The organism is Mycolicibacterium bacteremicum, assembly GCF_002086115.1.
In the GTDB taxonomy this organism is placed as follows: domain Bacteria; phylum Actinomycetota; class Actinomycetes; order Mycobacteriales; family Mycobacteriaceae; genus Mycobacterium; species Mycobacterium bacteremicum.
On sequence record NZ_MVHJ01000030.1, the window covers coordinates 53,217 to 66,197 of the forward strand.

Here is a 12,981-nt window from a genome sequence, read left to right on the forward strand (position 1 = left end):
CCTTCGGTTACTTCGATGAGTCGGTGTAGATGGACTTGCCGAGCCACTGCCCGCCATCGGCGACGAGCACCTCGCCGGTGATGTAGCCGGCCCGGTCACTGAGCAGAAACGCTGCGGATTCGGCGATTTCGGCCGGTTCGGCGAAACGGCCGGCCGGCACACTGGCCAGGACGTCGCGGCGGGCGCGGTCGGTACCCCACAGCGCGGCGCCGGCACCGGCGGTCTCGGTCGGACCGGGCGCCAGGCAGTTGACCCGGACCCCCCGGGCACCCCATTCCACGGCGAGGGTGCGTGTCATCGCCACCACGCCGCCCTTGGCCGCGGCGCTGTGCACCGTGCCGGGATGGCCGTGCCAGGCGTAGCTGGCGATGATGTTGAGCACCGTGCCTGCGCCGGCGGCGAGCATGTGCCGTGCGGCGGCGTGGGTGCAGTAGTAGGTGCCGTTGAGCACGATGTCGGTGACGGCCTTCCAGCCACCCGGTGACAGATTTTCTGCCGGTACGACGAAATTGCCTGCGGCGTTGTTGATCAACGCGTCGAGGCGCCCCTGCCGCTCGACGATCCCGTCCACCGCGGCCGCGACGGCATCATGGTCGCGGACATCGCAGGCCACCGCCTCGGCGCGGCCGCCGGTGGCCTCGATCAGGCCGACGGTCTCGTCGAGTGCGTCGCGTCGCCGGCCGAGCACCACCGCGACACCGCCCGCCGCGGCCCAGCGCGCGGCGATGGCGCGTCCGATGCCCGAACCTCCGCCCGTCACCAACGCCACCCGGCCGTCGAATTCGGTCGAGGTGTCCAGAATGGCCGGTGTCGTCATGGCAGAGCTCCTTCGGAATCGGTTGTGGTTTCGCGGGTTATCACCAGCGCGTCGACGGCGAGTGCGCCGTCGGCGGCGGCCCGGACCGGGTTGAGTTCGATCTCGGCGATGTCCGGGCGGGTCGCGATCAGTGCGGAGACCCCGACGATCGTGGCGACCAAAGCCTCGACATCCACGGCGGCGCGACCCCGCCAGCCGTGCAACAGCGGCGCCATCCGCAGGCTGTGCAGCATCGCATCCGCCGTGTCTGCCGACACCGGTGCGCATTCCATCCGGACGTCGCGCAGCACCTCGGTCTCGGTGCCACCGGCGCCGACGACCACCACCGCGCCCAGCTGGGGGTCCCGGCGGGCGGCGATCAGCACCTCGATGGTGTCGGGTCGGCGGTCCTGTTCCTCCAGGACGTACTCCCCCGGCCCGAGGCGCGCCCGCATGTCGGCGAAGGCGGCGGTGATGTCGGCCGGTTCACATAGGTTGACGTGGACACCGCCGACCTCGCTCTTGTGTTCCAGCCAACCGGCTTTGAGCACCAACGGCGCGGTCAGGTCGGCTACCCCGGTGGCCAGATCCGCCTCGTCGTGCACCACCACCGCGCGCGGGAATGACACCCCCGCTCGGGCCAGCAGGGCCCGAGCCGACCAGTACCCCGGGGAAACCGCGGACGGGTCTGCCGCCGGTGCCGGCACCGGCGCCTGCGGGGTGGGGGTGGCTGCGGCGAGTGCGGCGACCACCCGGGTGACGGCTTCGATGCGGTCGTAGGTAGGCACACCGCTGTCCCACAATGCCTGCGCGGTAGCGGAATCCGGGGCCATGGTGTGCACCAGGACCGGCACGCCCACGGCGCGGGCGACGCCTCCGATGCGACGGGCGACGGCGATCTCGGCGGCACCGAGATCGGGCACGTCCTGCCCGTAGCAGCCGAAGTACCCGGTCATCACCACGGCGTCGACATCACCCGCGGCGGCGACCTGTTCCACGATGCCTGCATAGTTGTCGAGGTCCTGTTCCCCGGCGCCGGCGAGGTCGACGGGGTTGTTGTAGGCGGCACCGGCGGGCAGGCGCATGCAGAGTTCTGCCGACAGCTGTGCCGAGAACTGCGGCACGGTCAGACCGGCGGCGGCCGCCACATCGGCGGCGATACCGCTCTGTCCGCCGCTGTCACCGACGATGGCGATCCGACGACCCTGCACCGCCGGGACGGCGAGAAAGCACCGTGCCACCTCCACGAGTTCGGCCGGGGTGCCGACCCGGACCACGCCGGCGGCGCGGCAGGCCGCATCCACCACGTCCAGTGACGAGGTCAGCGACCCGGTGTGCGTGCGCGCCAGCCGGGCGCTGGCGCTGCTCGCACCGACGGTCAGCAGCATGGTCGGTTTGCCCACGGCGCGCAGCGCCGCCAGTGTGTCGAACAACGTCTCGCCGTCGGTGAAGCTCTCCAGGTAGAGCGCGATCACCCGGGTGTCGTCGTGCTCGGCGAGGTCGGCGAGCACTTCGGTTGCGGTGACGTCGGATTGGTTGCCGATCGAGATGAAGCGCGACACCCCGAGTCCGTACCGGCTACCGATCGCGATGAGTTCCGATCCGAGCTGTCCGCTCTGCGAGACGATGGCCAGCGGGCCCGGTGTGGGGATTCCCCACATCAGCCGGAGGTCGTTGGTGGCGTCGTAGATACCCAGGCTGTTGGTCCCGATCAGCCGGGCCCCAGCCGCGGTGATGCGGGCGGCCAGCGCGGCGTCGTCGGCCATCCCGGAGGTGATGCCGAGGAAGCCCCGGGTGCCGCGGGCCAGCGCCGCGTCGACCACACCGTCGACGTGGGCCGCCGGCACGCACAACGCCACCAGTTCCGGGGTGTCGGGGAGATCGGCGATGCTCGGCACGCACGCATGCCCGAGCACGGTGGCCGCCCGGCCGTTGACCAGATGCACCGCGCGTCGGTGGCTCCCGGTCAATGCGCCGGAGGCCAGCCAATAACCCCATTTCGCCGAGTCCTCGGATGCTCCTACCACGGCAACGGAGGACGGATCGCTGAAGACTCGCAGATCCGTTGTGGGCGACTCGATCACGACGCCAACTCGGCGATCACCTCGGCGGCGGCCCGGTGCCCGGAGGCGATGGCACCGTCGATGTAGCCGTTCCAGATCTCGGCGGTCTCGGTACCGGCCCAGTGGATCGGGCCGCAGGCCGTGCGCCAGCCCGTCGCGCCGTGCTCGGCCCAGACTCCGGGGGCCGGGTTGGCCGCGTAACCGCCACGTGCCCAAGCGTCCTGCGGCCAGTCCTTCTCGATGTAGTGCGTGGGTGCACCGGCGGCGTCGCCGAACAACGCCACCAGCGTCGTCAGCACGTCGGCGCGACGTTCGTCCGGTGGTAGTCGAGACCAGCGCTGCTGACGGTCGGCGTACACGAAGGACACCAGCACGCCGACCCGCCCGTCCTCGGGCGAGTTGTCGAACACGACACCGACAGAGTGGTTTCCGTAGACGGTGGCCTCACCGGAGTGGCCGTTCTCGCGTCAGAACGGACGATCGTAGACGGTGTGGATCTTGGCGACGTCACCCATCGGGTTCCGCTCCATCCACCGGTTGCGTGCTTGCGGCAGCGGCGGGGTGAACCCGATCCGTACGGCGGCACCGGGCGAGGCCGCGACGATCACACGCTGTGCCCGAAGCTGACCGCGGACGCTGTCGATGAGCACCGCACCGTCGTCGAGGGTGTGGATGTGTCGGACCGCGGCGGCGAACTGGACGGCATCGCCGAGATGGTCGGCGATGGCGAGGGCGACCGACTGCGCGCCGGCGCTGAACCGGCGCTCCTGGGCGCATCCCTCGGTCTCCATCAGCTGGTCGAATCCACCGGCGGCCGCGATGTAGAAGAGGAAGTGGAACAGCGAGATATCGCGCGGTTCGACGGTCCACACGCCCTGGACGGCCAGCGCGAGCCGGGTGCGGGCGTCGGCATCGGGTACAGCCTGGTCCAGGTAGGACTGCACGGTCAGGCTGTCCCACTCCCAGATCATCGGTGTCGCAGTCGGATCGGCCAGGTCGATGCCCGCCGCCATCGCATCGATGGCGTCGGTCGCGGCGACGTATGCGGCGACACCCGGACCGTCCTCGGGTCCGGCACCGCGGAACGGCCGGCATACGCCGTCGGTCCACAGTTCGAGATGATCACCGCTGTTGTAGGTGGGAAATGTCGGACAGCCGAACCGCTCGGCCGCGGCCAGCAACCGGGTCTGCGTCGGCCCGACCCACTGCCCGCCGTGGTCGATGACCAGACCGGAGCCGTCCTCGGTCCGCTCGGACAGCGTCCGCCCGCCGACCCGGTCGGAGCCCTCGAGCACCAGGACGTCGATGTCCGCGTCGCGCAGGTCCAGAGCTGCGGTCAGTCCCGCGTACCCGGCCCCGACGACCACCACGGCGGCCGTCGTGGGCAACGGTCCGGACTTCGGGACAGCAGGGCGTGTCGGCATCATGGTGACCGACTGTAATTATTAACTGGCTCACCAGTCAAGTATTTTCGTGACTCAGAACGGGCGGTTGACAAGAAGTGGCGCCCGCCACACACTCTTTCTAAACTGGCCCGCCAATCAGAAATGAGTCGCAGTGCACACCACCCCGTTGGATCAGCAGCTCCAGGAGCGGCTGACCGTCATCGACACGGCCGTCGAATCCGACACCACGGTCGCCGATCTGCCGCTGCGCGACTTCCTGCTGGCGGTCGCCGTGCTGGCCGTCGCCATTGTCGCCCTCACCTGGTGGGCGTACTGATGACCGAGACGGCCCGCCGCGGACTGCCGGCCTCGGGCACCTCGGCCGACACCGATCCGACCCTGACCGACCTGCCGCTGTTTCCCCGCGAACGCATCTGGGGTTTCTGGCAGCACTCCTCGGTCAATGTCGGCCTCGCCATCGCCACCTGGGCGTTCCTGCAGGGCGCCGCGGTGGCCTATTACGTCGGGTTGGCGCAGGCCATCGCGACGATCATCATCGGCTACGGGCTCAGCGTGCTGGCCGTGGCCCTGGCGCCGTGCATGCCCTCGGTGAAATACGGCATCGAGCAGTTCGTCGGGTTGCGCAGTACGTTCGGGGAGATCGGGGCGCGCGTGGTGATGGTGGCGGTGTCCACGGTGCTCGCGGCCGCCTGGTCGGCGGTGCTGGCGATCATGTTCGGCCACGGCATCGTGATCGTCGCCAATCAGGTCTTCGGCGTCGAACTGTCCCAAACCGGGGCAGCGGCAAGCGTGTTGGCGCTCGTTGCCATCGTGGTGTCGGCGCTCATCCTGGTGCGTGGGCCGGTTTCGGTCGAAACCGTCTGCCGGATCCTGGCGCCCATGCTGATGGCCGTGCTGGTGGGCATCATCATCATCGTCTGCACCGACAACACCTGGGCCGAGTTGATGGCGCTGGCGCCGCTGGGTGGGGTGAGCGAGGACGGTCATCTGAGCTTCATGCTGGCCGTCGAACTCAGCATCGCCGGCGGTTTCGCGTGGTGGCCCAACCTGGGCAACCTGGCCCGGCTCACCAAGACGTCGCGAGCCGCGTTCTGGCCCAACTGGGTCGGCGTCTTCGGCGCCTCGGTGGTGGCCGCCGTGGTCGGAGCCATCGCCGCACTGTCCCTGCAGATCGAGGAACCCACCCAGTGGTTCATCCCGCTGGCCGGGGTCGTCATCGGACTGGTGGCGCTGGTGATCGTCTGCTTCGCCAACATCACCGCGATCCTGTCGCAGGGATACGCGTCCATGGTGGCGCTCAAGGGCGGTGGCGGACGGTTGTTCCGCGCGGCGGCCTGGCCGTGGCTGGTCGCGGCCATCCTCGGCCCCGCCGCAGTCCTGGTGTTCTTCCCGGCGGCGGTGTACGACAACTACGGACGCTTCCTGTCCTGGGGCGCAATCGTATTGGCGCCGCTGTGTGCGGTGCAGATCGTCGACTACTTCATCCTGCGTCGCCGCCGCCTCAGCGTGCGGGATCTGTTCCTGCCCGCCGCCGAGTCGGCCTACGGGTACTGGCGAGGGGTCAACTACGTCGCCTTTGCGGCGGTGGCCGCCGGGGCGGCGACCTACTCGCTGCTGCTCAACCCGGTGTCCTATGAACCCAGTGCGGCCTTCCGCTACACGACGGCGTCGGTGCCGGCGTTCCTGGTGGCCGGTCTGGCGCACTACCTGTTGACCCGACTTATCGTGCAGCGCATGGGTATGGGCGGTTATCCGGGCCGCTGAGCCGGTACCCGCACGCAGGCCGCTGCTCCTGCGTGCGGGTGCCCGGCCGGATTACAGCCGGATCCACTGACCCAGGAACCAGAATCCCCAGCCGTCGCCGTTGCCCGCGCGCATCGGCTCCACGCGGTGACCGTTGTACTGGAACGGCTGATGGTCGCCCCTGGCCTGATCGATATTGCGCTGCTGCCAGTTGTTGTTCTGCGGCGCCGGCGCGCAGGCCGGTGCGTTCGGCGTACCGCAGGGCCGGCCCGGATCGGCGCTCGCCGTGCCCAGGCCGAGGCCGAGCAGGCCGGCCACCGCGATACCGCCGGCCAGGATCGGGGCGGCGGCGCGACGCGTGAACTCCATGGGGTGACTCCGTTCATCCGTGTGTGTTTCCGCGGTACCTCACCGCCACACGAATCACGACGTTATGGCCGCGCAGTTGGTCGCCCCTGTGCCGATGTTAGGCGCGCGCTGTGCGTCCGATAACGAATCGAAATACCTCTACCGCAACGTGATTGGCGTCTCAGCGGATGCGTCGATGCCGGCGACGATCATGTTCGCCAGCGCGTCGAGGTAGTCGTCGTCGACCGGCCTGGCGTGGGTCAGCCGCCAGAACACCGGCGCAGCCAGCACATCCAGAACCATGTCCACCTGTTCGGCGGGCACCCGGCGCTCCAGCGCCGCGCGCCCCCAGGCCCGACGGGGGCCGCCGATATGCGTCGCCGCCGCCTCGGCCAGCGCCGGATTACGGTCGTACTCGGCGATCAGGCTGGGCAGGATCGCCCGGATCCGCGGATCGGTCAGCCACTGCGTCACCGCGCCGAGGATGGCGCGGACGTCGCCGCGCAATGAGCCGGTGTCCGGGGTCGGAGCGTCCGGGACGCTGAGCCGGGCAAGGACGTCGGTCACCAGGTCGAGCTTGGACGGCCACCGCCGGTAGAGGGCGTGCTTGCCGACACCGGCGCGACGGGCCACCTTCTCCATGGCCAGCTTGGCGTACCCGTGTTCGACGAGCTCGGCGATGGCGGCGTCGGCAATTGCCTCGGTGACCGCAGGCCGCATCACCGCGCCGCCGCTGGGCTTGCGTCGTGGTGCTGTCACCCCCGCAGTTTAACCGACGAACGGCACGGTGCCGTCCGTTGTCTCGTATAGTGAACGGCACGGTTCCGTTCCATTCATGGAGGTGTCAGATGACCGACGATGCGCAGCGCGCGCAGACCAACGCCGTCCTCGACCGGGCATTCGAGCTGCTGGTGGCCCACGACATGCACGGCTTCGCCATGCTGTGGGCGCCCGACGGCATCATGGAGTTCCCCTTCGCCGGGCCGGGCCGGCCACGCAGACTCGATGGGCGGACCGCCGTCATCGAGTACCTGGACGGCTACACCGACATGCTCGATCTACGCGCCATCCCCACACAGACCAGGCACCAGACCCTCGATCCCCGGACAGTGATCGTCGAGTTCGAGGCCGAAGGCATCGCGGTGGCGGCGCAACGGCCCTACCGGCTCGGCTACGTCGCGGTGATCACCGTGCACGACGACGGGATCGCCTCCTACCGGGACTACTGGAGCCCGATGGCGGCGGCCGAGGCGCTCGGATGACGCCGGTCCTGGTCACCGGCGCGACCGGGAACACCGGTGCGCTGGTCTGTCGCGAGCTGGCCGCGGCCGGTGTCACGGTGCGCCCCGCCAGCCGGCGACCCGGCCCGGATGGGGTGCGCTTCGACTGGGCGGACCGGTCCACCCATGACGACGCGATCGCCGGCGTCGAGCGGATGTACCTGGTGGCACCGGTGGGTGTTGCCGAGCCGGCTCCCATCGTGCGGCCGCTTCTGCAGGCCGGACTGCAGGACCGGTTGCGGCGGGTGGTGCTGCTGAGTTCGTCGGCCACCGAGCCCGGCGACACCGGCCTCGGCGCACTGGACCGGTTGGTGCGCGAGGTGATGCCCGAGTGGGCGATCCTGCGGCCGTCCTGGTTCATGTCGAACTTCGTCGGCGACCACCCCGTCGCGGCCGGTCTGCGGTCCGGCACGCTCACCACCGCGACCGGGGATGGCCGGATCGGCTTCGTCGATGTCGCAGACATCGCCTCGGTGGCAGCGGTATTGCTGCGTCAGGATCACGCACCGAACGACGAATTCGTGCTCACCGGTCCGCAAGCACTCAGCTACGCGGACGTCTGCGCGATCTACTCCGGCCTCACCGGTCGCGCAACGCGCCATGTCAGCATCGGCACCGCCGATCGCGTCCGGCAGCTGACGGACTCCGGACTGCCCGCCGACTTCGCGCAGATCCTGGCCGGTATGGACGAGCGCATCGGCCGCGGCGCGGAGGACCGGGTGACCGACACCGTGCGGAAGCTCACCGGCCGACCGCCCCGGTCACTGCACGAGGTCCTGGCCGGTCACCCCTGAGCGGCCGTCCAGGTGTCGGTGACACTGCGCGACACCAGGTTTCCGTCATGGATGACGACGCGATCGGCCGGGGCGTTGGCGATCACGTCGGGCACGCTGGTCCCGCGCACCGCGAGCAGGTCGGCGCGGGCACCGCGGCGTGGGCCGGCCTGCGGCAGCCCGATCACCGCCCGGGCCTCGTCGGTCACCAGCGCCAGGGCGTCGTGTGGTGGCAGATGGGCAGCCACCACGGTCAGCATGGCGGTCTCCAGCGCGTCACTGCGTCCCAGTGGGTTGAACGGGTCGCGGACGTTGTCGGCGCCCGCAGCCACCGGCACACCGGCATCCCGCAGTCGCTGCAGCGGTGCGATACCGCGCGGGGTCGCGGTCGGCACATCCCGGGCGTGGATGTACAGGTTGGTGATCGGGTTGGCCACGACACCCAGACCGGAGGCCGCGATCCGGGGCAACAGGTCGTCCAGTTCGGCAGCGGTCATCATCGACAACCGGGTGCAGTGACTCGCCGTGCGCATGCGGTCGCCGGGCCAGCGAATCACCCGGTCGGCGAAGCCCGGCAGGGTGTGGTGATCACCGTGCAGGAATTCGTCGGTGTGCAGATCGGCACCGACGCCACGGTCCTCGGCGACGCCGAGTAGGCGCTCGAGTTCGGCGGCCGGATCCGGGGCGCTGTGTGGTGATCCGCCGACCAGATCGGCTCCGGCATCCAGTGCGCCGTAGAGCAACTCGACATCTGAATACGCCTTGATGAGCGCGACGATCTGGATGTCCATCAGTCCGCGCAGTTCCCGACGCACGGCGTCGACGGCGCGTATCCCACGCAGCGGATCCGCACCCGCGAGAACGTCGACATGGGTGCGCACCGCGGTGGTGCCGTTGCGCAGCATCGCCAGGGCGGCGGCCCGCGCGCGCCGCCGGAAGGAATGCTCGTCGAACCGGGCCGAGCCCGCCTTCCACGTGGCGATCGAATGGTGCAGATCGCCGGGCTCGGGACGGAGCTCGTCGAAGGACAGCGCCTTGTCGAGGTGAGCATGCGGCTCCGCCGGCGCGGTCAGCAGCAGGTGGCCACTCAGGTCGAGCACCCCGTCGCCGGTCGCCGGACCGGCCGAGGGTCGTACCGCGGTGACGATGCCATCGGCACCCTGTCGGCCGACCTCGACATCCACCACCGAACCATCGGCCAGCGTAGCCTGGGTCAACAGCGAAATCGGTTGTCCAGCAGTGAAGTCAGCCACGCCGGGTCCGGATGTAGAGTCCCGACACGTGCGCACACGCTGCCACGCGCGCACCCTCGGCATCGCCGGCCTCGATGGCTGCCACGATCCGCTCGTGTTCGCCGACGGCGAGCCTGCGATTGAGTTCCGAGGTCCACATGTCCGAGCGGTACAGATGCGACTGGCCGTCGAGTCGGGCCAACGCATCACTGAGCGGACGGTTGCGGGCGGTGTCCCGGATGAGGGTGTGAAACTCCAGATCCAGCTTGGCATCGCGCACCCGGTCCGGCGCGGTGTCGAGGAACTCCCGTTGCACCTGCACCATCTTGCGCAGTTGCTCCACGGTGGCGCGGCTGGCATTGACGGTCGCGGTGCGCGCCGCGAGTCCGTCGAGCACCTCGCGGACATCGAAGACCGCCCGCACCGCCTCCTCGTCGAGCAGGGTCACCCGCGCCCCGGCATTGCGGGTGTGGGTGGCCAGCCCCTCATAGATGAGCTGCTGCACGGCTTCGCGCACCGGTGTGCGGCTCACGTTCAGCCGCGCCGCCAATGCCGGGACGCTCAGTGCCGCACCGGGTTGCAGGTCGCCGCAGAAGATCATCTCCTGCAGGGCGCTGTGCACGGATTCGGTCAGCAGTGCGCCATCGGATGTGGTCACCCCGGCCTACTTCGCCGCGGCCGACACGCGTGCCGCCTCGCGCAGCGGCATCGATGGAGCCACACCGGTGCGCAGTCCGGCAACCTTCATCGCGATGTTCTCGGCCACCGTGATCGGCGGGTAGCCGGTCTGTCCCGCGGCCACCGTGCCGGGAAGCGGTTCCAGGACGGCATCGTAGTTCCCGTCGAAGAAGAACGCGGCCGAGCGGCGCCGCTGGATGCGGCCGTCGGTGACCGGTGGGTCCACCCGGTGGACGGTGGACAGCCAGCGGTCGTTGGTCCAGCGGGCCATCGCATCGCCGAGGTTGATCAGCAGGGCGTCGTCGGCGGGTTGCACATCGTGCCAGTCGCCATCGCGGTCCAGCACCTGCAGGCCGGGCACCTGGTCGGCCCACAGGATGGTCAGGATGCCGAAATCGGTGTGCGCACCCATGCCCTGCAGATCGCCGGTGAACGCCGTATCCCCTTCTGGCAGGGCGAAGTTGTTCATCTTTAGCACCTCGATGGAGTGGTCGACCATTGCATCGAAGTACCCGGCGGGCAGCGCAAGGGCATCGGTGACGGTGACCATCAGGGTTCGGGCCAGCCGCTGCGCCTGGGTGAAGTACCGCTCGATGCGGGCCTGGAAACCGGGTGCGGCCGAAGGCCAGTTGTTGGGCGCGTAGCTGGACTCAGGTAGATCGAGACCGGGGAACGCCGCCGCCTCGGCGCCGATGGTGAAAGCCTCGTAATAGTCGTTCATCTGGTTGGCCGAGATACCGAGGCTCATGCTCAGCGATTCGCTCTTGGGCGGTGAGTACCCGCGGTTCGTCGACGGGTCGCGCCGGTACTGCTTCTTGACCGCGAGCGGTAACCCGAAGAACTCGTCCAATGCGGCGGTCAGGCCGTCGACGGCGGCCCGTTCGACACCGTGCCCGACGATCTGGATGAAGCCGACCTCACGGCAGGCCCGGTCGAACTCGGCGGCCACCCGGGCGCACTCGGGATCGGTTGCGGCGTCACCGCCCGCCACGTACGCACTCACGTCGATCAGTGGGACATCGAAGATCACAGACTGCTCCCTGACTCATGCCAGCGGCCGACCGCCAGCTTGGAAATCCATCCCATGACGGCGAACACCAGCACGCCGAAGACCGACGCCAGCACGATGGCGGCCACCAGATCCTCGGATTGCAACCGGGCCCGGTACACATCGAGCAAGGTACCGATACCGGGTTCGCCCTTGGCGAAGAACATGTCGCCGATGATCGCGCCGACGACCACCAATCCTGCGCCGGTGCGCATTCCGGTCATGATCGCGGGCAACGCCGCACGCATCTCCAGCTTGGCCAGCCTGTCCCAGCGCGATGATCCGGAGACCGTGAACAGTTCGTGCATACCGCGATCCACTGAGCGGATCCCGAAGTGGGTGTTGGTGATGATCGGGAACACCGCGATCAGCATGCACACCAGCACGCGAGCCGACATGCCGTAACCCATCCACAGGCCGATCAGCGGCACGATGGCCAGGATCGGGATCACCTGGATGACCACGGCGTAGGGGTAGATGATCTTCTCCAGCCACTTACCCTGACACATCAGCACGCCGGTGCCGACACCGACAACGGCGGCGACCGCGAATCCGATGACGGTCACCTCGGCGGTGACGGCCAGCGCCTCCAGCATGGGCCGTAGTCGCGTCCAGTCCAACAGGGAGTTGCGCACGACGTCGACCGGGGGCGGCAGCAGGAACCGGCGGTTGGGTTCGAGCACCAGGTAACTGACCGCGGACCAGACCGCCAGGCCGAAGACCAGGGACAGCACCGGGTAGCCCACCACCGCACCGAACCGCCTGCCGCGGTGCGGCTTCGCCGGCACGGCGTCTGCCGCCGGGGCGCTGTGACGGGTCAGGAGCCGGCCGGGTGCCGCGAGCGCGGAGCCGAGGACGGTCATGCCGACCTCCCGTGCAGAAGCGCCGAGATCTCGGCGGTGTAGTCGGTGAATCGCGGTGTGAAGCGCAGTTCCGGCGAGCGCGGATAACCGAATTCGATATCGACGATGCCCGCGATGCGGCCCGGCCTGGGTGTCATCACCACGACACGGTCGGCCAGATACACCGCCTCGGACACCGAGTGCGTGACGAACATCGCGGTGAACGTCCGTTCGGCGTAGAGCCGCTGCAACTCGACCTGCATGTCCAGCCGCGTCATCTCGTCGAGTGCGCCGAACGGTTCGTCCAGCAACAGGATGTCCGGGGACAGCGTCAGGGCACGCGCCATCGACACCCGCATCTTCATCCCGCCGGACAGCGCCTTGGGCAGCTGATCGGCGAACTCGTCCAGCCCGACGGCCGAGAGTGCCTCTGCCGCACGCTTCTTGACCTCGCGCCTGCCCAGATGGCTCAGCTCTGCACAGAGCTCGACATTGCCCCGCACATCGCGCCAGGGCAGCAGGGTGGGCTCCTGGAAGATGAATCCGACCGAGGAGGTGCCCAGCTGGACCGAACCCGAGGTGGGCTCCTCCAGATGCGCGGCCATCCGCAGCAGGGTGGACTTGCCGCACCCGGACGGGCCTACGACGGCGACGAACTCGCCGCGCCGCACACTCAGGTCAACACCGTCGAGTGCTGTCGTTCCGGTGTCGAATCGCTTTGTGATGGCTCGGAATTCGATCTGCGCCGCGGCGGGCAGACCGTCGTGGGGGG

The 12,981-nt window shown here is 69.1% G+C and carries 13 protein-coding genes and 1 pseudogene; 4 read left to right on the top strand and 10 right to left on the bottom strand.

Features of this window, described 5'->3' with window-relative positions; translation table 11 throughout:
- Positions 1 to 7: 7 nt before the first annotated feature.
- The 3 genes and pseudogenes from BST17_RS24090 to BST17_RS24100 all read right to left on the bottom strand — a co-directional run bounded on the left by BST17_RS24090 (position 8) and on the right by BST17_RS24100 (position 4,286).
- Complete coding sequence (locus BST17_RS24090) at positions 8 to 817, bottom strand: SDR family oxidoreductase (protein WP_083061420.1); 810 nt, start codon at positions 815 to 817, stop codon at positions 8 to 10.
- Entirely contained in the window at positions 814 to 2,880 is a 2,067-nt protein-coding gene (locus tag BST17_RS24095; RefSeq protein WP_083061421.1) for an acetate--CoA ligase family protein, read from the bottom strand. The genes BST17_RS24090 and BST17_RS24095 overlap by 4 nt, the downstream gene beginning before the upstream one ends.
- Positions 2,877 to 4,286: pseudogene (locus BST17_RS24100) on the bottom strand (flavin monoamine oxidase family protein). Before BST17_RS24100 ends, BST17_RS24095 begins: the two are co-directional and overlap by 4 nt.
- Before the next feature lie 130 nt (positions 4,287 to 4,416).
- Between BST17_RS24100 and BST17_RS29400 the strand changes: the two are divergent.
- Complete coding sequence (locus BST17_RS29400) at positions 4,417 to 4,581, top strand: hypothetical protein (RefSeq protein ID WP_165762340.1); 165 nt, start codon at positions 4,417 to 4,419, stop codon at positions 4,579 to 4,581.
- Positions 4,581 to 6,029, top strand: a complete 1,449-nt coding sequence (locus tag BST17_RS24105) for a cytosine permease (RefSeq protein ID WP_083061422.1) — start codon at positions 4,581 to 4,583, stop codon at positions 6,027 to 6,029. The genes BST17_RS29400 and BST17_RS24105 overlap by 1 nt, the downstream gene beginning before the upstream one ends.
- A gap of 51 nt (positions 6,030 to 6,080) precedes the next feature.
- Here BST17_RS24105 and BST17_RS24110 read toward each other — a convergent pair whose 3' ends face one another.
- Both BST17_RS24110 and BST17_RS24115 read right to left on the bottom strand, forming a co-directional pair.
- Positions 6,081 to 6,377 carry a hypothetical protein gene (locus BST17_RS24110; protein WP_083061423.1) on the bottom strand — a complete coding sequence of 99 codons (297 nt, stop codon included), beginning with the start codon at positions 6,375 to 6,377 and terminating at the stop codon, positions 6,081 to 6,083.
- Between the two features lie 138 nt (positions 6,378 to 6,515).
- A complete protein-coding gene (locus tag BST17_RS24115) occupies positions 6,516 to 7,115 on the bottom strand; it encodes a TetR/AcrR family transcriptional regulator (RefSeq protein ID WP_234807798.1) in 600 nt (199 codons plus the stop codon).
- 89 nt (positions 7,116 to 7,204) lie between these two features.
- Between BST17_RS24115 and BST17_RS24120 the strand changes: the two genes are divergently transcribed.
- Both BST17_RS24120 and BST17_RS24125 read left to right on the top strand, forming a co-directional pair.
- The gene (locus tag BST17_RS24120; protein ID WP_083061425.1) at positions 7,205 to 7,618 is read left to right on the top strand and encodes a nuclear transport factor 2 family protein; all 414 of its coding nucleotides are present in this window, start codon (positions 7,205 to 7,207) and stop codon (positions 7,616 to 7,618) included.
- On the top strand, positions 7,615 to 8,430 hold the full coding sequence (locus tag BST17_RS24125) for an NAD-dependent epimerase/dehydratase family protein (protein WP_083061426.1): 816 nt from the start codon (positions 7,615 to 7,617) through the stop codon (positions 8,428 to 8,430). Before BST17_RS24120 ends, BST17_RS24125 begins: the two co-directional genes overlap by 4 nt.
- On the opposite strand, the gene BST17_RS24130 is transcribed toward BST17_RS24125, so the two are convergent.
- Genes BST17_RS24130 through BST17_RS24150 form a run of 5 tightly spaced genes read right to left on the bottom strand, consistent with a single transcriptional unit; the run spans position 8,421 to position 12,967 of the window.
- On the bottom strand, positions 8,421 to 9,626 hold the full coding sequence (locus BST17_RS24130) for an amidohydrolase family protein (protein ID WP_234807799.1): 1,206 nt from the start codon (positions 9,624 to 9,626) through the stop codon (positions 8,421 to 8,423). The two genes, BST17_RS24125 and BST17_RS24130, sit on opposite strands and share 10 nt — an antisense overlap.
- A gap of 28 nt (positions 9,627 to 9,654) precedes the next feature.
- Positions 9,655 to 10,299, bottom strand: a complete 645-nt coding sequence (locus BST17_RS24135) for a GntR family transcriptional regulator (RefSeq protein WP_083061428.1) — start codon at positions 10,297 to 10,299, stop codon at positions 9,655 to 9,657.
- Between the two features lie 6 nt (positions 10,300 to 10,305).
- Positions 10,306 to 11,346 (bottom strand): isopenicillin N synthase family dioxygenase, encoded by a 1,041-nt coding sequence (locus tag BST17_RS24140; protein ID WP_083061438.1) that lies wholly within the window; start codon positions 11,344 to 11,346, stop codon positions 10,306 to 10,308.
- Complete coding sequence (locus tag BST17_RS24145; RefSeq protein ID WP_083061429.1) at positions 11,346 to 12,230, bottom strand: ABC transporter permease; 885 nt, start codon at positions 12,228 to 12,230, stop codon at positions 11,346 to 11,348. The genes BST17_RS24140 and BST17_RS24145 overlap by 1 nt, the downstream gene beginning before the upstream one ends.
- The gene (locus tag BST17_RS24150) at positions 12,227 to 12,967 is read right to left on the bottom strand and encodes an ABC transporter ATP-binding protein (RefSeq protein WP_083061439.1); all 741 of its coding nucleotides are present in this window, start codon (positions 12,965 to 12,967) and stop codon (positions 12,227 to 12,229) included. Before BST17_RS24150 ends, BST17_RS24145 begins: the two co-directional genes overlap by 4 nt.
- Positions 12,968 to 12,981: the final 14 nt, after the last annotated feature.

Coding starts and splice junctions, on each gene's coding strand:
- BST17_RS24090 (WP_083061420.1), bottom strand. CDS start 817: ATGACGACACCGGCCATTCTGGACACCTCGACCGAATTCGACGGCCGG.
- BST17_RS24105 (WP_083061422.1), top strand. CDS start 4,581: ATGACCGAGACGGCCCGCCGCGGACTGCCGGCCTCGGGCACCTCGGCC.
- BST17_RS24110 (WP_083061423.1), bottom strand. CDS start 6,377: ATGGAGTTCACGCGTCGCGCCGCCGCCCCGATCCTGGCCGGCGGTATC.
- BST17_RS24120 (WP_083061425.1), top strand. CDS start 7,205: ATGACCGACGATGCGCAGCGCGCGCAGACCAACGCCGTCCTCGACCGG.
- BST17_RS24125 (WP_083061426.1), top strand. CDS start 7,615: ATGACGCCGGTCCTGGTCACCGGCGCGACCGGGAACACCGGTGCGCTG.
- BST17_RS24145 (WP_083061429.1), bottom strand. CDS start 12,230: ATGACCGTCCTCGGCTCCGCGCTCGCGGCACCCGGCCGGCTCCTGACC.